This window comes from Rhodoferax sp. TH121 (genome assembly GCF_002251855.1).
GTDB lineage: Bacteria > Pseudomonadota > Gammaproteobacteria > Burkholderiales > Burkholderiaceae_C > Allorhodoferax.
The window spans coordinates 489,394-514,393 of the sequence record NZ_NOXW01000022.1 but is presented as its reverse complement, the minus strand read 5'-3'; the positions used below and the strand labels follow the sequence as shown (position 1 = coordinate 514,393).

Here is a 25,000-nt window from a genome sequence, read left to right as displayed (position 1 = left end):
CGGTGGCTTCAACGCCCCTGCAGCAATGCCTCATAACGCGCGCGGGTGGCCGGGGCTACCGAGGCCAGCACTTGCGCGTACGGCGTTTTGTGGCGCGCCAGCAAACGCGCCGAGGCTACCGCCTTGGAGCGGCAAAACCAGTGGCAGGTGTGTTGCATCAGAAACAGTTCGGCCGACAGCGTGAATGCCTTGGCCTTTTGGCTGCGTCGCTCGCGGTTCTCTACCGCGTCGGCAATGGCTTGGGCGTGGATCTGCAAAGCTTGGCGCACGTCGAAGGTGGCTGCAGGAAACAGGGTGGTGGCAAACGGCAGGGCAAAGGGCAGCTTGCTGACCCGGGTGAGTGCCGCGTCTTCCTGAGCAAACTCGGTCGCAAAGGTCTGGAACTGGTCACGCAGCTTCACCTCTTGCGTATCGAGAAAACTCCACACCTGCGCCTGGCGCTCGACATCGGCCTCGCCCAGCACGCGCAAGTAGCCTTCGGTCAGGCCTTCCATGAGTTTTTCGATGTCATAGCGGGCCAGATGGCTGCCCAGCAGCAGGATGCGGCGGCGCTGGTCGCGTTTTTTGAGTACCACCACGCCAATCACCAGCGCGGCAAAAATCAGAAGGTCCATGGGGAAATAGGGATCAGAAATGCGGAGGGGAACAGTCGGCGCAGAGTGTACGCGGGCGCAGAGTATCCCTGCACCGCGCCTCGAACGCTATCAATTCAATAGCTTTTCACGCAATATCCATGAGCCCCGGAGGCATAAAACACCCTCAAATCACTCCGCACTCTGCTGCAGCGCCCACATCTGCGCGTAGCGGCCGTTGGCGGCCAGCAGCTGGGCGTGGGTACCGCGTTCGATGATATGACCCGCATCCATCACCAGGATTTCGTGCGCATCCACCACGGTGGAGAGGCGGTGGGCGATGACCAGGGTGGTTTTGTTCTGTGACACGCCCGCCAGCTCGGCCTGGATGGCGCGTTCGTTGGCACTGTCCAGTGCACTGGTGGCTTCGTCAAAAATCATCACCGGCGGGTTCTTCAGCAGCGTGCGGGCAATCGCCACACGCTGTTTCTCACCACCGCTGAGCTTGAGGCCGCGCTCGCCCACCATGGTCTCAAAGCCCTTGGGCGCCGCGGCGATGAACGCGTGGATATGGGCGGCCTTGGCAGCAGCCTCCACCTCGGCGCGTGTGGCGCCAGGACGGCCGTAGGCGATGTTGTATTCCACCGTGTCGTTGAACAGCACGGTGTCTTGCGGGACGATGCCGATGGCCTGGCGCACACTGCCTTGGGTGACCTGCTTGATGTCCTGCCCGGCGATGGTGATGCGGCCCTGCTGTACGTCATAAAAGCGGAATAGCAGGCGTGCCAGCGTGGACTTTCCCGAGCCGCTGGGGCCCACCACGGCCACCGTCTTGCCGGCCGGAATCTCGAAGCTGATGCCGTGCAGGATGGTGCGTGCCGTGGTGCCCGTGGCGGCGGCGCTGCCCGCCTGGTCGTAGCTGAAGGTGACGTTCTCAAACCGCACCGTGGCATCGGCGCCGCTGGCTGCCAGCTGCAGGGCTTGCGCGCCGGGCACATCGGCAATCTCGCGCTCGCGCTCCATCAGCGTGAACATCTTTTCCAGGTCGGTCAGGCTTTGTTTGATCTCGCGGTAGATCACGCCCAGGAAGTTCAGCGGGATGTAGAGCTGGATCATGAAGGCGTTGACCATGACCAGATCGCCCAGCGTCATGCGCCCGTCGACCACGCCCTGGGTGGCGCGCCACAACATGGTGACCAGCGCCACCGCGATGATGAGCTGTTGCCCGGTGTTGAGCAACGAGAGCGTGGTCTGGCTCTTGACGGCGGCGCGGCGGTACTTCTCCAGGTTCTCGTCATAGCGCCGGGCCTCGAACTCTTCATTGTTGAAGTACTTGACGGTTTCGTAGTTCAGGAGCGAATCGATCGCACGGCTGTGCGCCGTGCTGTCCATGTCGTTCATCTTCTTGCGGAACTGGGTGCGCCACTCGGTCACGGTGATGGTGAAGGCGATGTAGACGGCCAAGGCCACGATGGTGATCCAGGCAAACCAGACGTCAAACTTGACCGCCAACAGCGTGAGCACCAGCGCCACCTCGATCAAGGTGGGAATGATGCTGTAGAGCGAGTAGCTGATGAGCGAGTGCACGCCGCGCGTGCCGCGTTCGATGTCGCGCGTCATGCCGCCGGTCTGGCGCTCCAGGTGAAAGCGCAGGCTCATGGCGTGCAGGTGGCGGAACACCTGCAGGCTGATGGAGCGCGCCGCCCCCTCAGTGGCCTTGGCAAACACCAGCTCGCGCAGCTCGGTGAACAAGGAGGTGGACAGGCGCAAGGCGCCATAACCCAGCAACAGCGCAGCGGGCACCACCAGCAGCGCAGCGGGGTCGCCCGGCTTCAGGGTCATGGCGTCCACCAGGTTTTTCAGCAACACGGGGACGCCCACGTTGGCCATCTTGGCGCCCACCATGAAGGCCAGTGCCGCAATGACCCGCCATTTGTAGGCCCACAGGTAGGGGAACAGGCGGCGCAGCGTGTCCCAGTCCGACTTGGGGGGAACGGTCACGGCCAGACCGGTGGTGGAGATGGAGGCCGCAGGGGCTGCAGCGGGGAGACCAGAGGGGCGCATGGGGGACAATCCGGGATAAGTTTCAAGTCAGGATTGTGCCCATGTCTACCAATTCAAGCCCACCCATCGTCCAATTGCCCACCGACCAGGAGCTCGTGCTCAAAGTCATCCCCATGCCCGGCGACTGCAATGCGAACGGCGACATCTTTGGCGGCTGGGTCATGGCCCAAGTCGATCTGGCCGGCTCCGTGCTGCCCGCGCGCTACACCCAGGGCCGCATGGCCACCGTGGCGGTCAACGAATTTGTCTTCAAACAGCCGGTGCGTGTGGGCGACATCTTGAGCTTTTTCAGCAAGGTCAGCCGCATTGGCCGGACCTCCATCACCGTGAAGGTGGAGGTCTATGCCGAGCGTTTTCGCAGCCAGGGCCAGTACATCAAAGTCACCGAGGCGTCACTGACCTATGTGGCCATCGACGACAACGGCCAACCCAGAGAGATACCAGTTCGCGCCATCTGATGCTACAACCTTTATAGCTGCTCGCGCCGCATTCATGGGCCCTACAGGCCCATTTCTTATAAATCTCACAAACTCAAGAAAACACCGTTCAGACCCCTGTGCTTAGGGTCTACGAGATCAGTGAGAACCCTATCGGTAAAACAGGGGGCTCCCGCTATAACCGGACTGCACAACACGAGGAGGCAAGGTGCAGTTCCTTCAATTGCTGATCAGCGGCGTCGCACAAGGGTGCATCTACGGCCTGATCGCGCTGGGCTTCGTGCTCATTTACAAAGCGACCGAGACCGTCAGCTTCGCCCAGGGTGAGCTGATGATGCTGGGCGCCTTCGGCGGTCTGGCGGGCATGACCCTGCTGGGCTTTCCCTATTGGGTCGCAGTGCCCAGCGCCATCGTGGCCATGGCGGTGTTTGGCATTCTGTTGGAGCGCGTGGTGATCCGCCCCATCCTCGGGCAGCCGGCCTTTTCCATCGTCATGCTGACCATCGGTATTGGCTATGTGGCGCGCGGGCTCATCACCATGATCCCTGGCATGGGCACCGATACCAATGCCCTGCCCGTTCCCTACAAAGACGAAATCCTCAAGTTTGGCGGCAATGAGATGGGCATTGGCGCACTGGTGCTCAATGTGGAGCATCTGGCCATCATTGGTGCCACCGGCATCTTGTGTGCGCTGCTGTTTGCGCTGTTCCGCTACAGCAAACTGGGCATCGCCATGCAGGCGGCTTCACAAAACCAGCTGGCCGCCTATTACATGGGCATTCCCGTGCAGCGCCTCAATGGCCTCGCTTGGGGCCTCGCCGCGGCGGTGGCCGCCATCGCCGGCATCCTGCTGGCACCCATCACGTTTGTGCACGCCAACATGGGGATGATCGGACTCAAGGCCTTCCCGGCAGCTGTGGTGGGAGGCTTTGGCAGCCTGCCCGGCGCGATTGTGGGCGGGCTGGTGATCGGGCTGGTGGAGTCGTTTGCCGGCTTCTACCTGCCCGACGGCTTCAAAGACACCGCAGCCTATGTGGTGGTGCTGGTCATGCTGATGGTCAAGCCTAACGGCCTGTTCGGCGAAAAGCTGCGGAAGAAGGTATGAGATTCATATTCAAGACAGACTATGCGCAGGACATCAAGCTTGCCAAACATGGCGGGCATGTGTTCTGGTACAGCGCACTGGGTGGTTTCTTGCTGGCCGCTCCGTGGCTGCTGGCCGAATACAGCCTGGCGCAGCTCGTCCTGGTCCTGATCTACGCGATTGCAGGCCTGGGGCTGATGCTGCTGGCTGGCTTCACCGGGCAGTTTTCGCTGGGGCATGCGGCCTTCCTGGGTGTAGGGGCATACACCCAGGCCTACCTCATCGCGGCAGGCCTGCCATTTCTCCTGGCGCTGGGGGTGTCCGGTTTTCTGTCCGCCCTGATTGGCATCGTGGTGGGCTTGCCGGCCTTGCGGCTCAAGGGCATTTACCTCGGCATGGCCACGCTGTCGTTTGGCTTCATCATCGAAGAGGTGTTTGCGCGTTGGGATTCGGTCACTGGTGGCAACGCCGGCAAGTCCGTGGCCGCCGTCCAGCTGCTGGGCTACGACCTGGGCAGCGGCACCGGCTTCTACTTTGTCTGTTTGGCCATCGCCGTGGTCTGCACGCTGGGCATCCTGAACCTGTTGCGTGCGCCCACGGGTCGAGCCTTTGTGGCGATCCGGGACTCCGAAATCTCGGCTCAGAGCATGGGCATCCACCTCGCGTATTACAAAACCCTGTCGTTTGCCATTTCTGCGGCTTTGGCCGGTGTGGCTGGGGCTCTGTATGCCCACAACCTGCGTTTCATCTCGCCCGACCAATTCAACCTGCTGCAGTCCATCGACTTGCTGCTGATGATCGTGATCGGCGGCCTGGGCTCCATCCACGGCGTGTTCCTGGGCGCCATCTTCCTGATCATGCTGCCGCAGGGCATCTCCGCCGTGAAAGAGTTTTTGCCAGAGATCATCGGCCAGGCCCCCGGACTCAAGAGCGTGATCTACGGCAGCATGCTGATCCTGTTTGTGCTGTTTGAGCCCATGGGCCTGTACGGCCGGTGGCTCAAGGTGCGCACCTATTTGCAGATGTTCCCGTTCTACCGCAAGGGCATGTTCAAGCGGCAGAAATCCTTCCAAAAGTCAGATCGGCTGAAATGAAACCCGACACCTTACTTTCTGCCAATCAGCTCAGCGTGCGCTTTGGTGGTGTGCTGGCGGTCAACAACGTGAGCTTCGATGTGAAGCAGGGCGAGGTCTTCACCCTCATTGGCCCCAATGGCGCCGGCAAGACCACCGTGTTCAACCTGATCAGCCGTATCTATACCCCGACCACAGGTGACATTGATTACCTGGGTCCGCAGGGCGCTCTCAAGCTCACGGCGCAGCCGCCGCAAGACGTCGCTTCGCTGGGCATTGCGCGCACCTTTCAGAATATCGAGCTGTTTGAACACGCCAGCGTGCTGCACAACCTGCTGATTGGCCGCCACACCCACCGCAAAACCGGGCTGTGGCAGGACCTGTTTTTTACCGCTGCAGCCCGGGAAGCAGAACTCAAGGCCCGCGAGAAGGCCGAAGAAGTCATCGAATTCCTAGACTTGCAGCACTACCGGGACTCGTTGGTGGCGGGCTTGCCCTATGGTGTGCGCAAGGTGGTGGAGATGGCCCGCGCCCTGTGCACCGAACCCAAGCTGCTGCTGCTGGACGAGCCGTCCAGCGGTCTGAACGTGGAAGAAACCGACGACATGGCCTTCTGGATCCAGGACATCAAAAGCGAACTGGGCATCACCGTGCTGATGGTGGAACACGACATGAGCCTGGTCTCGAAGGTCAGCGACCGTGTGCTGGCCATGAACCAGGGCGAAGTGCTCGCCATGGGCTCGCCGCGTGAGGTGCAGACTGACCCCGGCGTGGTGGAGGCCTACCTGGGCTCCATCGACGACGTGTCCTCGCTGCGCCGCCAGTACACCTCGGAGGCTGTATGAGCACCCAGCCGCCCCCCATCAGCGACCAACCGGTGCTCAAGCTGCTCAATGTGGAAAGCGCCTACGGCCCGATCAAAGCCATCCGTGGCGTGAGCCTGCAGGTGCGCCGTGGCGAGATCGCCACCGTGCTGGGCTCCAACGGTGCAGGAAAAACCACCATCCTCAAAACCATCTCCGGCATCATCGACCCGCGCAAGGGCTCAGTGGAGTTCAAGGGTGAAGACATCACTGCCAAAGACCCGGCCTACATCGTGCAAGAAGGCCTGAGCCATGTGCCCGAGGGGCGCGAGGTGTTTCCGCTGCTGAGCGTGCGCGACAACCTGCTCATGGGTGCCTACACGCGCTCTGACCGTGACGGCGTGGCCAAAGACATCGAGACGGTGTATGGCTATTTCCCCATCCTGAAAGAGCGCGCCTCGCAGGATGCCGGACTGCTCTCGGGCGGGCAACAGCAGATGCTGGCCATCAGCCGCGCGCTGATGGCGGACCCGGACCTGATCCTGCTGGATGAACCCAGCCTGGGCCTGTCTCCGAAGCTGACCAAAGAGATCTTCGAGATCGTGGTGCGCATCAACCGCGAGCGCGGCACCACCATCCTGCTGGTGGAACAAAACGCCAACATGGCGCTCAACGCCTCCGACTACGGCTATGTGCTGGAAAACGGCCGCATCGTCATGGAAGACACCTGCGCCCACCTGCGTGAGAAGGACGACATCAAGGAGTTCTACCTCGGCATGAAGGAAACTGGCGTACGCGGCGAGCGACGCTGGAAGAAAAAGAAAACCTGGAGATAGTAAGCATGGGCCTCTGGGACACCTCACACATACAGCCGCGCAATGACATCGTCATGGCGGGCGAGACCATTCCCGCCATGTTCTGGAATGCGGTACAAAGCCGCGGCCCGAACATCTGGTTGCGGCAAAAACATCTGGGCTTGTGGCGCAGCTGGACCTGGAACCAAACCGCCGATGCGGTGCGTGAGATTGCGGGCGGCTTGATGAGCCTGGGATTTCACCAGGGTGATACCGCCTCCATCTTGGCCAACACCGTGGTGGAGTGGGTCTGGGCAGATTTGGCGGTGTTGTCCGCCGGCGGCGTGTCCAACGGCATTTACCCCACTGATGCGGCCAGCCAGGTGCAGTACCTGTGTGAAGACTCTTCCACCAGCATCCTGTTTGTGGAAGACGATGAGCAGCTCGACAAGGCCCTGGAGGTGCGCGACCAGTGCCCCAAGCTGCGCAGCATTGTGGTGTTTGATATGGAAGGTCTGCGCGGATTGGACGATCCTGGCGTCATCAGCCTGGACGCATTGCGCGCGCTGGGCCGTGCCTACAACGCCACCCACCCGCAGGCTGTGCAGCAGCGCGTAGATGCCTGCAAGCCGGAAGACCTGGCCATCCTGGTGTACACCTCAGGCACCACGGGCAAGCCCAAGGGCGCCATGCATTTGCATCAGGGCCTGGTCTACACGGTGCGCGGTTTCAACACCCTGATTGCCCAGGACGATCACGATGAACGCATGTGCTTTCTGCCGCTATGCCATATTGCAGAACGCATGGGCGGCGAGTACTTTGCGCTCTACACCGGGGCCAAGCTCAATTTTGTAGAGAACCCCGAGACCATTCCCGAGAACGTGCGGGAGATTGCCCCCACGGTGTTTACGGCGGTGCCGCGGGTGTGGGAGAAGTTTTACTCCGGGGTCATGATTGGCCTGAAGGAAGCCGGCTTCATTCAGCAGGCGGCCTATGGTTGGGCCATTGGCGTGGGTACCCGGATTGCCGAGAGAGTGTTGGCGGGGCAGCCTGTGGAAGGTTCGCTGAAGTTCCAGTTCCGCGTGGCGCAGGTGCTGGCGCTCAACAATGTGCGCAAGCTCATTGGCATCCACCGGGCCCGCTTCTTGGTGACCGGTGCAGCCCCCATTTCCCCTGATCTGGTGCGCTGGTACCTGGCGCTGGGGGTGCCCATGCTCGAAGTGTGGGGCATGACCGAGACTTGTGGAGCCTCCACCGGCGTTCCGGCTGACAAGATCAAACCCGGCTCCATCGGCCCCGCAGCGGGCTTCAACGAGGTGAAGCTGGACCCGGCGACCGGAGAGATACTGGTGCGCGGCAAAAACGTCTTTGCAGGCTACCTGAACCTGCCCGAGAAAACCGCAGAGACCATCACCACCGACGGCTGGCTGCACACGGGTGACGTGGGCGTGCAGGACGAGGACGGATTCTTCCGGATCACCGACCGCATGAAGGACATCATCATCACCGCCGGCGGCAAAAACATCACGCCCAGCGAGCTGGAGAACGATCTGAAGTTTTCGCCCTACATCACCGATGCGGTGGTGATTGGCGACAAGCGCGCCTACCTGACGGTGATTGTGATGATCGACCAAGAGAACGTGGAAAAGTTTGCCCAGGACGCCGATGTGCCCTTCAGCAATTACGCATCGCTGACCCGCGCGCCCGAGGTACAGGCCCTGATTCAGGCCGAGCTCGACCGGGTGAACAAGAAGTTTGCCCGGGTGGAGCAGATCAAAAAGTTTTTCCTGCTGGAAAACCAGCTCACGGCAGAGGACGAGGAACTCACGCCCACCATGAAGCTCAAACGCAAGCTGGTGGAGAAGAAATACGAAGCCCAGATAGAGGCGATGTACCGCTGAAATGCTGTCAACTTTCAGCATCCCTTTCAACAACGAGGAGACAAGACCATGAAACTGCGTACCGCTATCGCACTGGGCACTTTGGCCCTGACCGCGACCTTTGCCAGCGCCCAGCAAGGCGTCGGCAAAGACGAAATTCTGCTCGGGTCCATCCAGGACCTGTCCGGCCCGCTGGCCGGCTTTGGCAAACAGGCCCGTGCCGGCATGTTGTTGGCCGTGGACGAAATCAATGAACAAGGCGGTATCAATGGCCGCAAGGTCAAGCTACTGGTGGAGGACTCTGGCTACGACCCCAAAAAGGCCGTGTTGGCCGCACAAAAACTGGTCAACCAGGACAAGATTTTCATGATGGTGGGGCACATCGGCACCGCCCAAAACATGGCGGCCATGCCCGTGCAGTTTGAGAAGAATGTGGCGAACTTCTTCCCCATCACCGCAGCACGCGAGATGTACGAGCCCTTCCACAAGCTCAAGTATTCGTTTGCTGCCCCCTATTACGACCAGATGCGCCTGGCCGTGCCCAAACTGGTGAAAGAAAAGGGTGCCAAGAAGGTCTGCACGCTGTACCAAGATGACGACTTTGGCCTTGAAGTGCTCAAAGGTGGCGAAGACGGCCTGAAAACCATCGGCATGGAATTCGCCGAGAAGACATCCTACAAACGCGGCGCCACCGACTTCTCGTCACAAGTGTCCAAAATGCAGGCCAGCGGCTGCGACTTTGTGGTGCTGGGCACCATCATTCGTGAAACCATTGGCGCCATCGGCACGGCCCGCAAACTGGGCTACAACCCCACCTTCATCGGGTCGAGTGCCGCCTATACCGACCTGATCCACAAGATCGGCGGCAAGGCCATGGACGGTCTCTACGCCACCATGACCGTGCAAAACCCGTACACGGATGAGCAGACACCCGGCATCCGCTTTTGGGCCAACAAATACAAGACCAAGTTCAACGAAGACCCCACCGTGTTCTCGGTCTACGGCTACCTGATCATCAACACCTTTGCCACTGCGGCCAACAAAGCCGGCAAGAACCTGACCACCGACAGCTTCATCAAGGTGATGGACAGCACGACCATCCAGCCCGACATGTTTGGCTCGCCCCTGCAGACCTTCACCGCCAGCAAACGCCTGGGCAGCGGTGCATCGCGCCTGTCCCAGATCACCGATGGCAAGTGGAAGGTGGTTTCGGACTATGTGGGCGACATGCCCGCCAAGAAATAAAGGGCGCGCCCTTATCTGCCTAAAGCCACCGCAAGGTGGCTTTTTTATGCGCGCGTCTGCGCGAAGCTGGCGTACTGTTGGGCCGCTTTTTGGAGTGCGCTCTGCTGCATTTGCAGCACCGTGGCCTTGCTGGCCAGGGCGTTGACCGTGTTGCCAATGCTGCCACCGCTAGCCAACTCTTTGGTGGACACCTTGTCCACCAGCTTGCCCAGTTTGGACAAGGTCCCCAACACCCCTGAGGGCGAAGCCTTGAACGCTGCGTCCAGCTTCGCGGTATCCAGTTTCAAGGTCCCGTCGCTGGCTTTGGTAAAACCCATTTGGCGCAGGGCATCCACCCGGGAGAAATCCGCTGTCATGGCGCGGGTCATGCCCCGACTGATGCGCTCGACCCCGCTGCTGGCGGCGGCGGCCGATTGGGTCGAGGCCACCATGGTGTTGAAGGTGCTGACGAAGCTGTTCAGGGCCTTTTTCACCTCGTCGCTGGTGGCACTGTCCTTCAGGGTACTCAGGCCCGTGGCCGCGGTCTGGCTGGCAGCCACAGCGGCCTTGAACTTGCCCAAAGTGGAAAGGCTGGCGGTGGCTGTGTTCAGCAGGGTTTGCAGTTTGCTGCTGGACTTTTGCAAACCCGCGGTGATGGGGTCAGCCTTTTCGGCGGCTTGTGCGGCAGTCTGGCTGCTGGCGGCGGCAGTGCTGGCGCGCGCATTGCCCAGTGTGGTGATGGTCATGGTGGCTCCCTGTGCAGGGCGGCATCTTGTCCCATCCCACCCGAGGCAAAACGCCAATGTGGTGCCAGAAGGCGGCGCATTTCACAGAAACACCGTCAAATAACGCCCAAAGACCCGTGGATAGTGCGCTGAAAGCTCCTGTTTTAATAGCACTCAGGAAACGATATACGCGGCCGATCCGGTAGACAGCAGCTTGCCGTCGGCGCCCAGGAACTCCATGCGGGTGGAAGCCACGCGCGAACCCAGGCGCATCACCTCGGCATGCAGGTTAAAGTGCTCACCAATGCCGGGGCGCAGGTAGTCCACGCGCAGGTCAATGGTGCCCAGTTTGGCAAAGCGGTGCAGGCGCTGCTCGGGGGCTTCGTCCATATGGCGCGCGCCAATGGCTGCCATGACCGCCAACCCGCCCATGGCGTCCAGCCCGGCGCTGATGACGCCTCCGTGGATGCGGTTGTAGCTGTAGTGGCCCACCAGCTCGTGGCGCATGGCAATGCGTGCGCTCACCTTGGCCGGTGTGATGCCGGTGATCTTGAGACCCAGTACCTGGTTGAAGACGATGCTTTCTTCAAAAATGCGGGTCAGCCCCGCAATGAACGCGGGCTCGAACTGCAGCGCCGCGTCCGGCGCCACATCAACAGAAAGTGTTTTGGCCATGGGGCATTGTCACAGGCCGAGCTGACGACTGGCCAATTCTTTCATGATCTCTTCGGCCCCGCCACCAATCATCATGACCTTGACCTCACGGTAAATACGCTCGCAAGCGGTGCCACGCATAAAGCCCATGCCACCCAGAATCTGCACACCCTGGTCGGCGCAGAACTGCATGGTTTGGGTGGCATGGTTCTTCAGCAAGCACACCTGCGCCACCCACTCCGCCCCCTTGGCAGACTTGTCGCCGCGGTCCCCGGCATCCGCGCGGGCCGACACCGCATGCAGCCACGCACGTGTGGACTCGATGCGCATCTTCATGTCCATGAACTTGTGGCGTATCACCTGGTGGTCGATGAGCGCCGCGCCAAAGGTCTTGCGCTGCTGCGCCCAGGCCAGGGCCTCGTCATAGCAGCATTCGGCAAAGCCCAACGCCATGGCCGCCATGGAGAGGCGCTCACCGTTGAAATTGGTCAGGATGATCTTGAAGCCTGCACCCTCTTCGCCCACCAGGTTGCTGGCCGGCACCCGCACGCCGTCAAAACGCAGGTGTGCCGTGTCGGAGCACAACCAGCCCATTTTTTGGAGCGGGCTGCGCGACAGACCCACCGCATCACCCGGCACCATGAGCATGGAGATGCCCATGGGCCCCTTGTTCTGCAGATCGGTGCGCACAGCCACCGTGATCCAGTCGGCACGCATGCCGGAGGTGATGAAGACCTTTTCGCCATCCACCACATAGTCATCCCCCTCGCGCCGTGCGGTGGTTTTGAGGGCCGACACATCGGTTCCGCCGCCTGGTTCGGTGATGGCCAAGGCGGCAATTTTTTTACCCGCCAGCACATCGGGAATCACGCGCTGCTGCAGCGCCGGTGACCCGTGGCGCAACACGGGTGGCAAACCGATGTTGTGGCTGAACAGGCTGGCCATGAGCCCGCCGCTGCCACCGGTGCGGGCCAGTGCAATCGTCATGGCATTGCGCAGCGCCCAAGGGGCCGGCGTGCCGCCAAAGGTCTCGGGGTAGCCCAGCCCCAGCCAGCCCAGATCGGCGGCGCGCTGGTAGAGCGCCCGAGGAAACGCCCCTGCCTCTTCCCACTTGTCCAAATGCGGGGCCACCTCGGTACGTATGAAGCGGCGCGCCGCCTCTTCCACCGCCGCGATGTCGTCGGGCCCAATGTCTTGCAATGTGTCCACAACCGCGCTCATACGGTGAACACCTTGGGCAGCTTGGCGCGGTGGAAGCCGTTGAAGGGTTTGATACCGTCACGCGCCTGAGCCTTCTCATCGGCTACCCGCATGGGGTAGCCCAGGCGGGCCTGCGGCCGCGCACCGTCGATGCGCAGCGTGCTGCCACTGATGAAGGAGGCTGCAGGGCTCAACAAAAACACAATGCCGGCCGCGGTTTCGGCCTCGGTGCCAAAGCGCCCCAGAGGTACGGTCTTGGCCATCTCGCGCACCATGGGCGCCATCTCGGCCGGGTAATGGTCCATGCCGCTGGACGCGATGTAGCCCGGTGCGACCGCATTGACACGTACGCCGCGGTTGGCCCACTCGACGGCCGCCGTTTCCGTGAAGCTCACCATGCCGGCGCGCGCTGCGCCACTGTGGCCCATGCCGGGCATGGAGCCCCACATGTCGGCCACGATGTTGACAATGGCACCGCCATGCTTGGCCATGGTCTGGGTGTAACACTCGCGCGACATCAAGAACCCGCCTGTGAGGTTGGAATGGACAACCGCCTCCCAGCCTTTGGCACTGATGGCCTCCAGCGGTGTCATGTACTGGCCGCCCGCATTGTTCACCAGCCCATCAATACGCCCATGCTGGGCCAGGATGTCGACCACGGTTTGTTTGACGGTGTCTTCCTGCCGGATGTCGCAGATGTGGATGGTGGCGCTGCCGCCGTCCTCTGCAAGCTCGGCCTGCACGGCCTGCAGCTTCTCCAGCTTGCGGCCCACCAGCGCCAGCGTGGCGCCCAGGGCCGACAGCTCGTGCGCCACGCAGCGCCCGATACCAGAACCACCGCCGGTGACCACCACCACCTTGCCCGCAAACAAGCCGGGCGCAAATACCGAAGCGTAAGACATCAGGACTCCTTCAAAAACAGGGATACGGCGGCATTGCCTAGTTCTTCAATCGATGCGCTCTTGCGTGCATCAAACCACTGCACCGACCAGTTGAGTGCACCCAGCATGAGCAGGCGCGCCAGGCCCACCGGGGCCTTGAGCTGGCCACTGGCATGCAGGGCTGTCAGCACCGGCATCCACAGAGCTTCGTAGTCGGCAATCAGTTTGGCCAGCACCTTGCGCTGGCGCACATTGAGGGAGCGCCACTCGTACAGCATCACCGGCACAAAGTCGTTGCCTGGCCCCAGCAATACGGCAAAGTGCGCATGCACCAGCGCCCGCAGTTGCTCGGCAGGGGGCAGCGCGGCATAACCCGGCACACCCAACGCGGCCTGTTGCCGGCCCAACGCCGTGTGCATGCCTTGCTCCATCACAGCGAACAGCAGCGCGTCCTTGCTCTTGAAATGGTAGAAGGGCGAGCCACTTTGCATGCCAGCTGCGGCAGCAATGTCGCGCGTGGTGGTGGCCGCAAAACCCTTGCGGCGGAACAGCTGGGCCGCAGCGCTTAAAAGCGCATGGCGGCGGTTGCCATCGTCACGCTCGTCCACCGTTTTGCGGGGCCGGCCGCGCGGGCGTTTGGGCGTGTCGGGGGCCGGGGGGGTGTCGCTTTCGGGCGTGGCAAGCAGGCTGTCGGGTGGCATCATGTCCGCACCATACCAAAGCCCTTTATTTTTAGCAAGCGTTTGCTTGGTAAAAATATCTAACGCTTAACAGCGTCTATCGGGGCCGGGCCGGGAGGGTTCGGGTTTCGCCAATCGCCAAGAGAAAAAACTGCGCGTCATCCAACTGTCGTGCGCGCTTGGCATCTGCCAGGTCTTGCGGTGGCTGGTCCAGCGGCTCATCGGTCAACTGGAACGTCCCCCAGTGCATGCCCACGCTGCGCCGGGCACCCAAATCGAGGTGGGCTTGCACGGCTTCTTCAGGATTCATATGTTGCTCGCGCATGAACCAGCGCGGCGCATAGGCCCCCACGGGCAAGAGCGCGATGTCAAAGCCGCCGCCCAAGGCTTCCGTCTGACGTGTAGCCAGGCGCAGGCGGGTGTCCAGAAAGTCTTTGCTATAGCCGGCGTCCCCCCCAAAATACCAATGCAGGTCTTGGCCCAGCACTGCCCAGCCGCCCCACAAGGTGGTGCTGCGATCGGCCACGCCACGGGCCGACCAGTGCTGCACGGGCGTCAGCACGAAGTCCACACCACGCACGGCGTGCTGTTGCCACCAGTCCAACTCCACCACGCTGTCGATGCCAAGCGCAGTGAACCACGGCTTCTGGCCGAGTGGGACCAAAAACAAGGTGCTGCTGCGCGCGGTCAAAGCCCGCTGGTGCAGCGCAACCACACTGCCGCGGTCCAGGTGGTCGTAGTGGTTGTGGGAGATCAGCACCACATCGATGGGGGGCAGATCGTCCAAAGCTACGCCGGGTGGCACGGCCCGCTTGGGGCCAAACAGTTGAACGGGAGAAGCGCGCTCACTGAAGATGGGGTCGGTCAGCACATTCAGCCCACCAGCCTGCACCAGCAGGCTGGCATGCCCCACCCAGGTGATGGCCGGTGGCGACGCGGACTGGCCCGCCGTGCTGTCGGCCGGCGTGCGCTGGTAACCCTGGATGCGCAGCAGATCGGGGGCGACTTGGGGCGTGGGTGTCTGGGCAGGCTTGGGCAAACCTTCGCGCCACGACTCCCACTGCCAGCGCACCAGCTCCGAGAAGGGCTTCTGGACGGCGCCGCTGTAGTTGTTGCGAAAACCGTCGGGCGTATGGTGGGGTTTGCCCGGGTCGTAATAAGGATTGGCAAGCGCCAAGGATGCAGCGCAAAACGCTACAGAAACAATAGCTGCTCGCGCAATATCTATGGGCACCAATGGCTTATTTGGCATAAAACCCTGGCAACAGGATTCAGACCTTAGTGAAGTCAGGCTTGCGCTTTTCCATGAACGCCGTGAAGGCCTCTTTGGCAGAAGGCTCACCCAGCATGCGGCCGAAGCTCACGGCTTCTTCGTCGATGCGGGCCAGCACGTCAGCCAGTTGGCCTTTCTTGAGCAGGCGCTTGGTTTCGATCAGCGAGGCGATGGGCTTGGCGGCCAGCTTGCGGGCCTGGGCCTGGGCCACGGCATTGGCTTCGGTGGGCGGCACCACGCGGTTGGCCAGACCGACTTCCAGCGCGGCTTCGGCCATGAAGGGCTCGCCCATGAGCAAGGCCTCGGCGGCGCGGTGGTAACCCATCATCTGGGGCACCAGCAGGCTGGAAGCCGCTTCCGGGCACAAGCCCAGGTTCACAAAGGGCATGGAGAACGCTGCGTTGTCACCGGCATAGACCAGGTCGCAATGGAACAGCATGGTGGTGCCGATGCCCACCGCCGGGCCGCACACGGCGGCGATGATGGGTTTGGGGAAGGCCGCCAGGGCCCGGAGGAAGCGGAACACAGGTGCATCTTGCGCTTTGGGTGCGTTGCTCAGAAAGTCGCCAATATCGTTGCCGGCGCTGAACACGGTGGCGTCGCCCTGGAACACCACCACACGCACGGCAGCGTCGTCGCGCGCAGCATCGAGCGCGTCCGCGCAAGCAGCGTACATGGCTTGGGTAAAGGAATTCTTTTTCTCCACCCGGTTCAGGGTGATGGTGGTAATGCCGGCGTCGGTGTGGATCAGGATGTCTTGCATGGTCGCTCGCTCAAAAAGGGATGCGTGATTGGATCACTGTTTGTAATAGACGATCTGGTGTGTGGTCACCAGCAGCACGCCGGCTTCGTTCCAGAGTTGGCTGCTCTGGTCAAAAAAACCGTTGCGAAAGGCCTGCGCCTGGGCTTGCCCCAGCAGGTATCCCGTGCCTGTCTGCGCCAGCTGCTCTGTGCTGGCGTGGAAATACACCGTCATCGACACGGTGCCCACCGGCACGTGCGTCGCCCGGCGGATGAAGACGCGGGGAAAGAACACATCGGAAATACAAGCGAGCGACGCAAAGTCCAGCGGGCGCGGCGGGTTATCGCGCACCCAGATTTGCGACAGGCTGCTGTGGCCGCTGCCGTCCCATATGGCTGGCAATTGGCCGGTGACGGGACGTTGCTCAAAGCGCTTCACGAACTCCATGGGCGCCAACATTTTGGGGGGCTGCACCTCGGCGGGTGGTGGGCACAGGGGCATGGGCTGCTCGTCCACGCCCCAGGTTTCGCGGCGCACCGCAGTTACGGCGGTACCCGTCATCACAATGGCATCGCCTTGCTGGATCTCGATGGTCCAGTGCTGGGTCGACCGGTTGGTGCGAGCCGGGCGGGCCATCACGGTGAAAGGCCCATCGGCCAGTGCTGCGCAAAAGTTCACCGTGAGCGACACCGGTTCGCCTAATCGATCCGGGTGCTGCAATACCCCATTCAGGGCCTGTGCCGTGGTGATGCCACCAAAGGGCCCCACCATGTTGGCGTAGGCAGGATGGGTGTGCCCTTTCCAGCTGCCGTTGGGCTGTGCCTCCAAGGCAATGGCTTCATCAAAAACGTGGGTACTCATTCAAATACTCTCCCAGTGGCCACGGAGCTTACCCGCCCCATGCAAAAGGCCACCCGGAGGTGGCCTTGGTGTGACGCTCTGTTATACGCGTTCAAAGATGCCGGCAGCACCCTGCCCGGTTCCTACGCACATAGTCACCATACCGTACTTCAGGTTGTGGCGGCGCAGTGCATGCACCACGGTAGCAGCGCGGATGGCACCGGTGGCGCCCAGCGGGTGACCCAGCGCAATGGCGCCACCCATGGGGTTGACCTTGGACGGGTCCAGACCCAGGGTGTTGATCACGGCCAGCGACTGGGCTGCAAAGGCTTCGTTCAGCTCGAACCAGTCGATGTCGGAGTGCTGCAGACCGGCGTAACGCAGGGCGGCAGGAATGGCTTCAATGGGGCCGATACCCATGATTTCGGGTGGCACGCCACGGGCCGCAAAGCTCACAAAACGGGCCAAAGGAGTCAGGCCGAACTGTTTGACGGCTTTCTCGCTGGCCAGAATCAAAGCGCCTGCGCCATCACTGGTCTGGGAGCTGTTGCCGGCCGTCACACTGCCGCGCGCCGCAAACACGGGCTTGAGCTTGGCCAGACCTTCGATGGAGGTGTCAGGGCGCGGGCCTTCGTCCAGGTTCACGGTGCGGGTGCGGGTGGACACTTCACCGGTCGCCAGGTTGGGGGTGCGCTCAATCACGTCGATGGGCGTGATCTCGTCCGTGAACTCGCCGGACTGCTGCGCCTTGATGGCGCGCAGGTGGGACTCCAGCGCGAAGGCGTCCTGCATCTCGCGTGTCACCTTCCACTGTTGGGCCACTTTCTCAGCGGTCAGGCCCATGCCGTAGGCGATGCCCACGTTTTCGTCGCGGGCAAACACTTCGGGGTTGAACGAGGGCTTGCCACCGCCCATGGGCACCATGCTCATGGACTCGGCGCCACCGGCGATCAGCACATCGGCCTCGCCCACACGGATGCGGTCTGCCGCCATCTGGATAGCGGAAATGCCGGACGCGCAGAATCGGTTGACGGTGATACCGCCCACGGGGTGGTCAAACGCCAGACCCACAGCCACGCGGGCCATGTTCATGCCCTGCTCGCCTTCAGGGAAGGAGCAGCCGATGATGGCGTCTTCAATCGCCTTGGGGTCCAGGGTGGGGACTTGCAACATGGCGCTGCGCAGGGCAGACACCAGCAACTCGTCAGGGCGGGTGTTGCGGAAATAGCCGCGGCCGGAACGCCCGATAGGCGTGCGCGTGGCGGCAACGATGTAAGCGTCTTGGACTTGTTTCATGGGATAACTCCTAATCAGTTGGGGACAGAGCTTGCGACTACGTCGCTGCGGTCTGTCCCGCAATGCTCTTTGGTTGCGGGGTGGGTATCCACGCCCAGATGAATTCACATTGAATAGGCTGTTCGCCCGATTCGTCGCTGACCAGCACCGGCACGCTGACCTCGCCCTTGTCGCTTTGCTGCATGAGCTGGCGCTGCGCATCCGACAGGGTGGCGACTGCGCGCATAGCGCCTTGGGCACGTCGTTTGAAGTCGATGCGCATGGTCTTGGCCAAGGGCAAGCAGTCGTCCCGCACATTCATACCCACCACCATGCCGGTAGCCGTCTCGGCCAGCAGTGCCATGGCAGCGGCATGCACGCCCTGAATGTGGTTTTGCACGCGGCGCACATTGGCCACGGCAATCTCCACACGCTCAGGCGCCATGTGCGCAAAGTCCAGCCCGGCCGTCCCCGTAAAGGGAACGGCACGGCCCATGACCTTGTTGCGCGCCCAGGGACGCAGGAAGGCAGGCACGCGCTCGAGCTTGGCGAGCGACCGGGCCAGGCGGTTGGGCTGGGCCATCTTAGTTGCGCACCGGCTTGCCGGTGGACATCATGCCCATGATGCGCTCTTGCGTCTTGGGGTGGGTCAGCAGGCTGCAGAAGGCCTTGCGTTCCATGGCCATGAGGTATTCCTCCGTCACCAGGGTACCGGCATCCACTTGGCCGCCGCATACCACTTCGGCAATCAGCAAGCCGATATGGAAATCGTGCGCGCTGATGAAACCGCCGTCGCGCATGTTGACCAGTTGGGCGCGGATAGTGGCAATGCCGCTGCGACCGGCCACGGGGAAGCTGCGTTTGTGCGGCGCGCGGTAGCCACCATTGAACAAGGCCTTGGCTTCGTTGATGGCGACAAACAGCAGCTCATCCTTGTGGGGCACGACGATGTCACTGTCCAGCAGGTAGCCCAGCTTGCGGCTTTCCAGCGCGCTGGTGCCCACCTTGGCCATGGCTGCAGCGGTGAAGCCCTCGGTGAGAAAGGGCAGGATGTCCTTGGAGGTGCTGAGGGCCATGTTTTCGGCCGCACGGCGCGCAATGTAGGTCAAGCCGCCGGCACCGGGCACCAGGCCCACGCCGACTTCCACCAGACCGATGTAGCTTTCCATCGCCACCACGCGCTTGCTGGAGTAGATGGCCAGCTCGCAACCACCGCCCAGCGCCAAACCGCGAATGGCGGAAATGACGGGCACGTTGGAGTAGCGCAGTTTGAGCATGGCGTTTTGCAGCTCGGCTTCCGCACCTTCGATGGCTTTGGCGCCGCCCATCATGAAGGCGGGCATCATGCCTTGCAGGTCGGCACCGGCAGAGAACATCTCGTCGGGCGACCAGATCACCAGGCCCTGGTAGTCCTTCTCGGCCAACTCCTGAGCTTGCAGCAGGCCTTCGATCACACCGCCACCGATGGCGTGCATCTTGGTCTTGATGCTGGCAATCAGCACTTGCTCATCGAGCGTCCACAGGCGGATGGACTCGTCTTCAAACACGGTCTTGCCAGCGGTCTCAGCCTTGGGCGCATTGGAGCCCAGCACGCTCTCAGGGAAGTGCTGGCGTTCGTACACGGGCAGCTTGCGCACCGGCACAAAGGTACCTGTGGTGGGGTTCCAGGAGCCTACGGCGGTGTGGACACCACCGGCATCGGCCACGGGGCCCTTGAACACCCACTCGGGTAGCGGCGCCTTGCACAGGGCTTTGCCGGCGTCGATGTCTTCTTGCACCATCTTGGCGACTTCAAGCCAACCGGCCTCTTGCCAGAGCTCGAAGGGGCCTTGCTTCATGCCAAAGCCCCAGCGCATGCAGAAGTCCACATCGCGGGCGTTGTCGGCGATCGACGCCAAATGGATGGCAGCGTAGTGGAAGCTGTTGCGCAGGATGGCCCAGAGGAATTGGCCTTCCTTGCCTTCGGCGTTGCGCAGCAGTTTCAGACGCTCGGCGGCAGGCTTCTTGAGCATGCGGCCATACACCTCGTCGGCTTTCTGGCCGGCGGGCACGTACTCTTTGCTGGCCAAGTCGAAGCGGGACACATCGCGGCCCACCTTCTTGAAGAAGCCGGCCTTGGTCTTTTGACCCAGGTTGCCCATTTCCAGCAATGTCTTCAGCACCGTGGGAGTGGCAAAGCTTTCGTAGAAAGGGTCGGTCTCGATGCTGAGCGTGTCCTGCAGCGTCTTGATCACGTGGGCCATGGTGTCCAGGCCCACCACGTCGGCGGTGCGGAAGGTGCCGCTGGATGCGCGGCCCAGCTTCTTGCCGGTCAGGTCGTCGACCACATCGAAGGTGAGACCGAAGTTTTCCACTTCCTTCATGGTGGCCAACATGCCGGCGATCCCGACGCGATTGGCGATGAAGTTGGGGGAATCCTTGGCACGCACCACACCTTTGCCGAGGGCGCTGGTTACGAAGCCTTCGAGCGCATCGAGGTAGTGGGCTTCTGTGGTGGGGGTGTTGATCAACTCCACCAGCGCCATGTAGCGGGGGGGGTTGAAAAAGTGGATACCGCAAAAGCGGGGTTTGATTTCTTCGGGCAACGCTTCCGACAATTTGGTGATCGACAGGCCCGATGTATTGGAGGCCACGATGGTCTCGGGGCCGATGAAGGGAGCGATCTTTTTGTAGAGGTCCAGCTTCCAGTCCATGCGCTCTGCAATCGCCTCGATGATGAGGTCGCACTCACGCAGCTGCTCCAGGTGCTCTTCGTAATTGGCCTGGCCAATCAAGACAGCGTCATCGGCCACACCCAAGGGCGCGGGCTTGAGCTTTTTGAGGTTATCGACAGCGCGGGTCACGATGCCATTCTTGGGGCCTTCCTTGGCAGGCAGGTCGAACAGCACCACCGGTACTTTGACGTTGACGAGGTGGGCGGCAATTTGCGCGCCCATCACGCCTGCGCCGAGCACGGCGACTTTTTTCACTTGGAAGCGGGACATAAATATTCCTGAAGAGAGTTACTGGACGCGAATCCAGGTTTGGGTGCGGTAGAAGAATCCGATGTAACCGCGCATCTCGATCTTCTTGCCGCCTTCAATAGGGGTCATGGTCATTTTGTAGACCTTGCCGGACGAAGGTTCGACGATGGTGCCGCCCTCCCAGATGTCCTTGCCCTCGGTTTTCTTCAAACCGCGGATCAACTCCAGTCCAATGATGGGCTGGTCTTTGCGGTCATCCTTGCACTCGGTGCACTTGTCATCGGGCTTGGCCTTGGGGTTCAGGTCGCGCTCGATCTTGCCCGAGACCACACCACCGTTGTCCACGATGCGGATCTCGGACTTGGCCGATCCGTCCTTGTCGTCGATCGTCTTCCACAGCCCCACCGGCGTCATTTGCGCCATGGCTGTCAATGCACTCAAACCCAGGGTTGCCACCAAAGTATTGCGAATCATCGTTGTCTCCTTGTGTAATTAGCAGGGGGTTGCGGAAAACGTTTGGCGATCAAGCCAATGCAGCGTCGGTGTCCATCAAAACCTTGGAACCGGTGCGCGCAGTGCGCATCAGCGTTGCAGTTTCAGGGAACAGCTTGGCGAAGTAGAAACGCGCGGTCTGCAGCTTGGCGGCGTAGAACGGGTCGGTGTTGCCGGCCGCAATTTCACGCAGGGCCACTTGCGCCATACGGGCGAAGAAGTAACCGAACACCAGGTGACCGGCCACGCGCAGGTAGTCCACTGCAGCAGCGCCGACTTCGTCGGGGTTCTGGAAACCCTTGAAGCCGATTTCGGTGGTGAACTTGGTCATCTGCTCACCCAGCACGGCGATGGGGGTGATGAACTCGGCCATCTTCTCGTTGACACCTTCCTCTGCAACCAGCGCCCCGACCAGCTTGCCAAACTTCTTGAGCGTGGCGCCGTTGTTGCCCAGGATCTTGCGACCCAGCAGGTCCAAAGACTGGATGGTGTTGGTGCCTTCGTAAATCAGATTGATGCGGTTGTCGCGCACAAACTGTTCCATGCCCCATTCCTTGATGAAGCCGTGGCCACCAAAGACCTGCATGCAGGCGTTGGTAGCGATGTGACCGTTGTCGGTCAGGAAGGCCTTGGCAATGGGAGTCAGCATGGCCAGCATTTCGCCGGAGTCCTTGCGAACCTTCTCGTCGGGGTGGTTGTGCTCTTTTTCGAGCAGCATGGAGCAATAGGCTTGCAGGGCGCGACCGCCATCGGCGTATGCACGTGCGGTCATCAGCATCTTGCGCACATCAGGGTGCACGATGATGGGGTCGGCGGGCTTGTCCTTGGCCTTGGGGCCGGTCAGGCTGCGCATTTGGATCCGGTCCTTGGCGTAAGCCAGAGCGTTCTGGAAGGCCACTTCGGTCAGCCCCAAGGACTGGTTACCCACACCCAGACGGGCCGCGTTCATCATCACGAACATGCCTTGCATGCCCTTGTTGGGCTGGCCCACCATGGTGCCCACAGCGTTGTCCAGCACCATCTGGCACGTCGCGTTGCCGTGAATGCCCATCTTGTGCTCCAGGCCGCCGCAGTAGATACCGTTGCGTTCACCCAGGGAGCCGTCCTTGTTCACCAGCACCTTGGGCACGATGAACAGGCTCACGCCCTTGATACCAGGAGGCGCATCGGGCAGTCGGGCCAACACCAGATGGATGATGTTGTCGGTCATGTCATGCTCACCGGCGCTGATGAAGATCTTGTTGCCTGTGATTTTGTAGGTGCCGTCGGCCTGGGGCTCGGCCTTGGTGCGCATCAGGCCCAAGTCGGTACCGCAATGGGGTTCGGTCAGGCACATGGAGCCGGTCCACTCGCCGCTGGTCATCTTGGGCAAGTAGGTGGCTTTTTGTTCGGGAGTGCCGTGGGTTTCCAGCGCTGCGTAGGCGCCGTGGGTGAGCCCAGGGTACATGGTCCAGGCCTGGTTGGCGCTGTTGAGCATTTCGTAAAACATGCTGTTGACCACGTAAGGCAGGCCTTGGCCACCGTACTCAGGGTCGCAGCCCAGCGCAGCCCAGCCGCCTTCGATGTACTTGCCGTAGGCTTCCTTGAAGCCTTTGGGGGTGGTCACGGCATGGGTCCCCTGGTCGATCTTGCAACCCTCTTGGTCGCCGCTGATGTTCAGGGGGAAAGTAACTTCGGCCGCGAACTTTCCGCCCTCTTCCAACACCGCATTGATGGTGTCCGCATCGATATCCGCGTGTTTGGGAATCTGCTTGAAATCGGCGACCACGTTGAGCACTTCGTGCATCACAAACTGCATGTCGCGCAGTGGGGGGGTATACGTTGGCATGGTGTGTTCTCCTAGGGGTAACAGAAAGAAAAGGGGTGGCTCACAGTGAATCAGGCGACCTGGCGCCATATCGCGCCAGGATGTTGGCAAAGCCTTGGTTGGCGCGTTCGATGGAGCCAGGGTTTTTGAGGAAGCGGGCTTCGTAGTGCAGCGCCAGAATCAGGCCGTGGATTTCGAAGGCCATTTGCTGTTCATCCGCATTGGCGTCCAAATGGCCGCATTGCTTGGCCAACACCACCGCGCGATACAGGGCACTGAGCCAGGTCTGCACCGAACTGGCCAAGGCATCACGGACCGGGCCGGGGCGATCGTCAAACTCGACGGCGCCACTGATGAAAATGCAACCTGACTGGATTTCCACGGCCACGCGCTTCATCCAGTTGTGGAACAAGGCTTCCACGCGAGGCAGGCCGCGCTCAGCATGCAGCGCAGGGTAAAACACCTCTTGCTCGAAGCGGCCAAAGTACTCGCGAATGACAGATATTTGGAGTTCTTCCCGCGAGCCAAAGTGGGCAAAAACGCCCGACTTGCTCATCTGTGTGACTTCGGCCAATACACCAATGCTCAGGCCTTCCAGGCCGATTTGGGTGGCCAGGCCCAGCGCGGCCTCCACAATGGCGGCCTTGGTTTGCTGGCCTTTTTGCATGGCACGCTTGGACGGCGCGCGCTTGGCGACCGCGTCCGGTGCGGATGGGGGCAGGCTGGGAACCGAAGCGAGAGACATGGCGAGAGGCACCGCAAAATAGAACGATCGTGCTATTCTGCAGCATTTCCACCGCCAGCCCCCAGAAGCCCGGTGTTCTAGAGGGTTACTTCTAAGCGATCTACGGGTTTACCCGAGCATCACCTGCAAGGCGGGCTCCAGATGCTCCGACGGCAGCCGCTTGAACCCGGACCGCGCAAAGCGCTGCAGGCGCCCCGCCACAAATGCCGTCACCGTGGCCGCGCGCACCTGTGCGTCTACGGTGGGCGTGACCGAGGCTTGGGCGGTAGCGCTGTCGCGCAGGCATTGCTTGAGCGCAGCCTCCACTTTGTCAAAGAGCTGGTTCATGCGCAGCTGCAGGCGCTCGTTCTCCAACACCAGGGCATCGCCCACCATGACACGGGCCATGCCAGGGTTTTTCTCGGCAAACTGGACCAACATGGTCGCGATGCGGGCAGCGGCGGCCTCGCCACCGGCGGGCTCGCGTTCGACGATCTGGTTGATCAGTGTGAATACGGTTTCTTCGATGAAGTCAATCAGGCCCTCAAACATCTGGGCCTTGCTGGCGAAGTGGCGGTACAGGGCTGCTTCGCTGACCTCCAGGCGCGCAGCCAGTGCCGCGGTAGTGATGCGCTCTCCGCCAGGTTGCTCCAGCATGCTGGCCAGGGTTTGCAGAATTTGGATACGCCGCTCACCGGGTTTGGGGCGCTTGCGGGCAGCTGCGGGAGGCGTGGCGTCGGCCGTGTCGGCAAACGGGGCGTTGGCGTCAGGCATGGTGGGTTCCGCGTTGGGTTCGGAGGATTCTCGCACAGG

24 protein-coding genes are annotated in these 25,000 nt (G+C 61.7%); 7 read left to right on the top strand and 17 right to left on the bottom strand.

Annotation, left to right across the window (positions count from 1 at the left end):
• Positions 1-8: 8 nt before the first annotated feature.
• Together CHU94_RS16770 and CHU94_RS16765 are read right to left on the bottom strand one after the other, a co-directional pair.
• Positions 9-614: a hypothetical protein gene (locus CHU94_RS16770; RefSeq protein ID WP_094481974.1), complete on the bottom strand. Its 606-nt coding sequence runs from the start codon at positions 612-614 to the stop codon at positions 9-11.
• 150 nt (positions 615-764) lie between these two features.
• Positions 765-2,636 carry an ABC transporter ATP-binding protein/permease gene (locus CHU94_RS16765; protein WP_094481973.1) on the bottom strand — a complete coding sequence of 624 codons (1,872 nt, stop codon included), beginning with the start codon at positions 2,634-2,636 and terminating at the stop codon, positions 765-767.
• 41 nt (positions 2,637-2,677) lie between these two features.
• Between CHU94_RS16765 and CHU94_RS16760 the strand changes: the two genes are divergently transcribed.
• The 7 genes from CHU94_RS16760 to CHU94_RS16730 all read left to right on the top strand — a co-directional run bounded on the left by CHU94_RS16760 (position 2,678) and on the right by CHU94_RS16730 (position 9,952).
• On the top strand, positions 2,678-3,094 hold the full coding sequence (locus tag CHU94_RS16760) for an acyl-CoA thioesterase (protein WP_094481972.1): 417 nt from the start codon (positions 2,678-2,680) through the stop codon (positions 3,092-3,094).
• Between the two features lie 187 nt (positions 3,095-3,281).
• A complete protein-coding gene (locus CHU94_RS16755; protein ID WP_094481971.1) occupies positions 3,282-4,178 on the top strand; it encodes a branched-chain amino acid ABC transporter permease in 897 nt (298 codons plus the stop codon).
• Positions 4,175-5,251, top strand: a complete 1,077-nt coding sequence (locus CHU94_RS16750; protein WP_094481969.1) for a branched-chain amino acid ABC transporter permease — start codon at positions 4,175-4,177, stop codon at positions 5,249-5,251. Before CHU94_RS16755 ends, CHU94_RS16750 begins: the two co-directional genes overlap by 4 nt.
• A complete protein-coding gene (locus tag CHU94_RS16745) occupies positions 5,248-6,075 on the top strand; it encodes an ABC transporter ATP-binding protein (RefSeq protein WP_094481967.1) in 828 nt (275 codons plus the stop codon). The genes CHU94_RS16750 and CHU94_RS16745 overlap by 4 nt, the downstream gene beginning before the upstream one ends.
• The gene (locus CHU94_RS16740) at positions 6,072-6,869 is read left to right on the top strand and encodes an ABC transporter ATP-binding protein (protein ID WP_094481965.1); all 798 of its coding nucleotides are present in this window, start codon (positions 6,072-6,074) and stop codon (positions 6,867-6,869) included. Before CHU94_RS16745 ends, CHU94_RS16740 begins: the two co-directional genes overlap by 4 nt.
• Positions 6,870-6,874: 5 nt before the next feature.
• Positions 6,875-8,728 (top strand): long-chain fatty acid--CoA ligase, encoded by a 1,854-nt coding sequence (locus CHU94_RS16735; protein WP_094481963.1) that lies wholly within the window; start codon positions 6,875-6,877, stop codon positions 8,726-8,728.
• Between the two features lie 48 nt (positions 8,729-8,776).
• The gene (locus tag CHU94_RS16730) at positions 8,777-9,952 is read left to right on the top strand and encodes an ABC transporter substrate-binding protein (protein ID WP_094481961.1); all 1,176 of its coding nucleotides are present in this window, start codon (positions 8,777-8,779) and stop codon (positions 9,950-9,952) included.
• A 44-nt stretch (positions 9,953-9,996) separates the two neighbouring features.
• Here the strand turns inward: CHU94_RS16730 and fliD are convergent, their stop codons facing one another.
• From fliD to slmA, 15 genes are all read right to left on the bottom strand, one after another.
• Entirely contained in the window at positions 9,997-10,677 is a 681-nt protein-coding gene (gene fliD / locus CHU94_RS16725; protein ID WP_094481959.1) for a flagellar filament capping protein FliD, read from the bottom strand.
• 153 nt (positions 10,678-10,830) lie between these two features.
• Positions 10,831-11,331: a thioesterase family protein gene (locus CHU94_RS16720; protein WP_094481957.1), complete on the bottom strand. Its 501-nt coding sequence runs from the start codon at positions 11,329-11,331 to the stop codon at positions 10,831-10,833.
• 9 nt (positions 11,332-11,340) lie between these two features.
• Positions 11,341-12,531: an acyl-CoA dehydrogenase family protein gene (locus tag CHU94_RS16715; RefSeq protein WP_094481955.1), complete on the bottom strand. Its 1,191-nt coding sequence runs from the start codon at positions 12,529-12,531 to the stop codon at positions 11,341-11,343.
• The gene (locus CHU94_RS16710) at positions 12,528-13,412 is read right to left on the bottom strand and encodes an SDR family oxidoreductase (RefSeq protein WP_094481953.1); all 885 of its coding nucleotides are present in this window, start codon (positions 13,410-13,412) and stop codon (positions 12,528-12,530) included. The genes CHU94_RS16715 and CHU94_RS16710 overlap by 4 nt, the downstream gene beginning before the upstream one ends.
• Positions 13,412-14,095, bottom strand: a complete 684-nt coding sequence (locus CHU94_RS16705; protein WP_094481951.1) for a TetR/AcrR family transcriptional regulator — start codon at positions 14,093-14,095, stop codon at positions 13,412-13,414. Before CHU94_RS16705 ends, CHU94_RS16710 begins: the two co-directional genes overlap by 1 nt.
• A 73-nt stretch (positions 14,096-14,168) precedes the next feature.
• Positions 14,169-15,248 carry an MBL fold metallo-hydrolase gene (locus CHU94_RS16700; protein ID WP_255034007.1) on the bottom strand — a complete coding sequence of 360 codons (1,080 nt, stop codon included), beginning with the start codon at positions 15,246-15,248 and terminating at the stop codon, positions 14,169-14,171.
• Positions 15,249-15,342: 94 nt separating this feature from the next.
• Entirely contained in the window at positions 15,343-16,107 is a 765-nt protein-coding gene (locus tag CHU94_RS16695; RefSeq protein ID WP_094481947.1) for an enoyl-CoA hydratase, read from the bottom strand.
• A 33-nt stretch (positions 16,108-16,140) separates the two neighbouring features.
• The gene (locus tag CHU94_RS16690; RefSeq protein ID WP_094481945.1) at positions 16,141-16,947 is read right to left on the bottom strand and encodes an acyl-CoA thioesterase II; all 807 of its coding nucleotides are present in this window, start codon (positions 16,945-16,947) and stop codon (positions 16,141-16,143) included.
• Between the two features lie 81 nt (positions 16,948-17,028).
• Entirely contained in the window at positions 17,029-18,222 is a 1,194-nt protein-coding gene (locus CHU94_RS16685; RefSeq protein WP_094481943.1) for an acetyl-CoA C-acyltransferase, read from the bottom strand.
• A gap of 37 nt (positions 18,223-18,259) precedes the next feature.
• Positions 18,260-18,784 (bottom strand): DUF4442 domain-containing protein, encoded by a 525-nt coding sequence (locus tag CHU94_RS16680; RefSeq protein WP_094481941.1) that lies wholly within the window; start codon positions 18,782-18,784, stop codon positions 18,260-18,262.
• A gap of 1 nt (position 18,785) precedes the next feature.
• A complete protein-coding gene (locus tag CHU94_RS16675) occupies positions 18,786-21,185 on the bottom strand; it encodes a 3-hydroxyacyl-CoA dehydrogenase/enoyl-CoA hydratase family protein (protein ID WP_094481939.1) in 2,400 nt (799 codons plus the stop codon).
• 18 nt (positions 21,186-21,203) lie between these two features.
• Positions 21,204-21,638 carry a DUF2147 domain-containing protein gene (locus CHU94_RS16670; protein WP_094481937.1) on the bottom strand — a complete coding sequence of 145 codons (435 nt, stop codon included), beginning with the start codon at positions 21,636-21,638 and terminating at the stop codon, positions 21,204-21,206.
• Between the two features lie 49 nt (positions 21,639-21,687).
• Complete coding sequence (locus CHU94_RS16665; protein ID WP_094481935.1) at positions 21,688-23,484, bottom strand: acyl-CoA dehydrogenase C-terminal domain-containing protein; 1,797 nt, start codon at positions 23,482-23,484, stop codon at positions 21,688-21,690.
• Positions 23,485-23,524: 40 nt separating this feature from the next.
• The gene (locus CHU94_RS16660; protein WP_255034045.1) at positions 23,525-24,130 is read right to left on the bottom strand and encodes a TetR/AcrR family transcriptional regulator; all 606 of its coding nucleotides are present in this window, start codon (positions 24,128-24,130) and stop codon (positions 23,525-23,527) included.
• 186 nt (positions 24,131-24,316) lie between these two features.
• Entirely contained in the window at positions 24,317-24,961 is a 645-nt protein-coding gene (slmA, locus tag CHU94_RS16655) for a nucleoid occlusion factor SlmA (RefSeq protein WP_094482823.1), read from the bottom strand.
• Between the last annotated feature and the right edge of the window lie 39 nt (positions 24,962-25,000).

What these genes read in the sequence shown, in the direction of transcription:
- CHU94_RS16770 (WP_094481974.1), bottom strand. Translation starts at nt 614, where the DNA reads ATGGACCTTCTGATTTTTGCCGCGCTGGTGATTGGCGTGGTGGTACTC.
- CHU94_RS16765 (WP_094481973.1), bottom strand. Translation starts at nt 2,636, where the DNA reads ATGCGCCCCTCTGGTCTCCCCGCTGCAGCCCCTGCGGCCTCCATCTCC.
- CHU94_RS16760 (WP_094481972.1), top strand. Translation starts at nt 2,678, where the DNA reads ATGTCTACCAATTCAAGCCCACCCATCGTCCAATTGCCCACCGACCAG.
- CHU94_RS16750 (WP_094481969.1), top strand. Translation starts at nt 4,175, where the DNA reads ATGAGATTCATATTCAAGACAGACTATGCGCAGGACATCAAGCTTGCC.
- CHU94_RS16745 (WP_094481967.1), top strand. Translation starts at nt 5,248, where the DNA reads ATGAAACCCGACACCTTACTTTCTGCCAATCAGCTCAGCGTGCGCTTT.
- CHU94_RS16740 (WP_094481965.1), top strand. Translation starts at nt 6,072, where the DNA reads ATGAGCACCCAGCCGCCCCCCATCAGCGACCAACCGGTGCTCAAGCTG.
- CHU94_RS16735 (WP_094481963.1), top strand. Translation starts at nt 6,875, where the DNA reads ATGGGCCTCTGGGACACCTCACACATACAGCCGCGCAATGACATCGTC.
- CHU94_RS16730 (WP_094481961.1), top strand. Translation starts at nt 8,777, where the DNA reads ATGAAACTGCGTACCGCTATCGCACTGGGCACTTTGGCCCTGACCGCG.
- fliD (WP_094481959.1), bottom strand. Translation starts at nt 10,677, where the DNA reads ATGACCATCACCACACTGGGCAATGCGCGCGCCAGCACTGCCGCCGCC.
- CHU94_RS16720 (WP_094481957.1), bottom strand. Translation starts at nt 11,331, where the DNA reads ATGGCCAAAACACTTTCTGTTGATGTGGCGCCGGACGCGGCGCTGCAG.
- CHU94_RS16715 (WP_094481955.1), bottom strand. Translation starts at nt 12,531, where the DNA reads ATGAGCGCGGTTGTGGACACATTGCAAGACATTGGGCCCGACGACATC.
- CHU94_RS16710 (WP_094481953.1), bottom strand. Translation starts at nt 13,412, where the DNA reads ATGTCTTACGCTTCGGTATTTGCGCCCGGCTTGTTTGCGGGCAAGGTG.
- CHU94_RS16705 (WP_094481951.1), bottom strand. Translation starts at nt 14,095, where the DNA reads ATGATGCCACCCGACAGCCTGCTTGCCACGCCCGAAAGCGACACCCCC.
- CHU94_RS16695 (WP_094481947.1), bottom strand. Translation starts at nt 16,107, where the DNA reads ATGCAAGACATCCTGATCCACACCGACGCCGGCATTACCACCATCACC.
- CHU94_RS16690 (WP_094481945.1), bottom strand. Translation starts at nt 16,947, where the DNA reads ATGAGTACCCACGTTTTTGATGAAGCCATTGCCTTGGAGGCACAGCCC.
- CHU94_RS16685 (WP_094481943.1), bottom strand. Translation starts at nt 18,222, where the DNA reads ATGAAACAAGTCCAAGACGCTTACATCGTTGCCGCCACGCGCACGCCT.
- CHU94_RS16680 (WP_094481941.1), bottom strand. Translation starts at nt 18,784, where the DNA reads ATGGCCCAGCCCAACCGCCTGGCCCGGTCGCTCGCCAAGCTCGAGCGC.
- CHU94_RS16675 (WP_094481939.1), bottom strand. Translation starts at nt 21,185, where the DNA reads ATGTCCCGCTTCCAAGTGAAAAAAGTCGCCGTGCTCGGCGCAGGCGTG.
- CHU94_RS16670 (WP_094481937.1), bottom strand. Translation starts at nt 21,638, where the DNA reads ATGATTCGCAATACTTTGGTGGCAACCCTGGGTTTGAGTGCATTGACA.
- CHU94_RS16665 (WP_094481935.1), bottom strand. Translation starts at nt 23,484, where the DNA reads ATGCCAACGTATACCCCCCCACTGCGCGACATGCAGTTTGTGATGCAC.
- CHU94_RS16660 (WP_255034045.1), bottom strand. Translation starts at nt 24,130, where the DNA reads ATGCAAAAAGGCCAGCAAACCAAGGCCGCCATTGTGGAGGCCGCGCTG.
- slmA (WP_094482823.1), bottom strand. Translation starts at nt 24,961, where the DNA reads ATGCCTGACGCCAACGCCCCGTTTGCCGACACGGCCGACGCCACGCCT.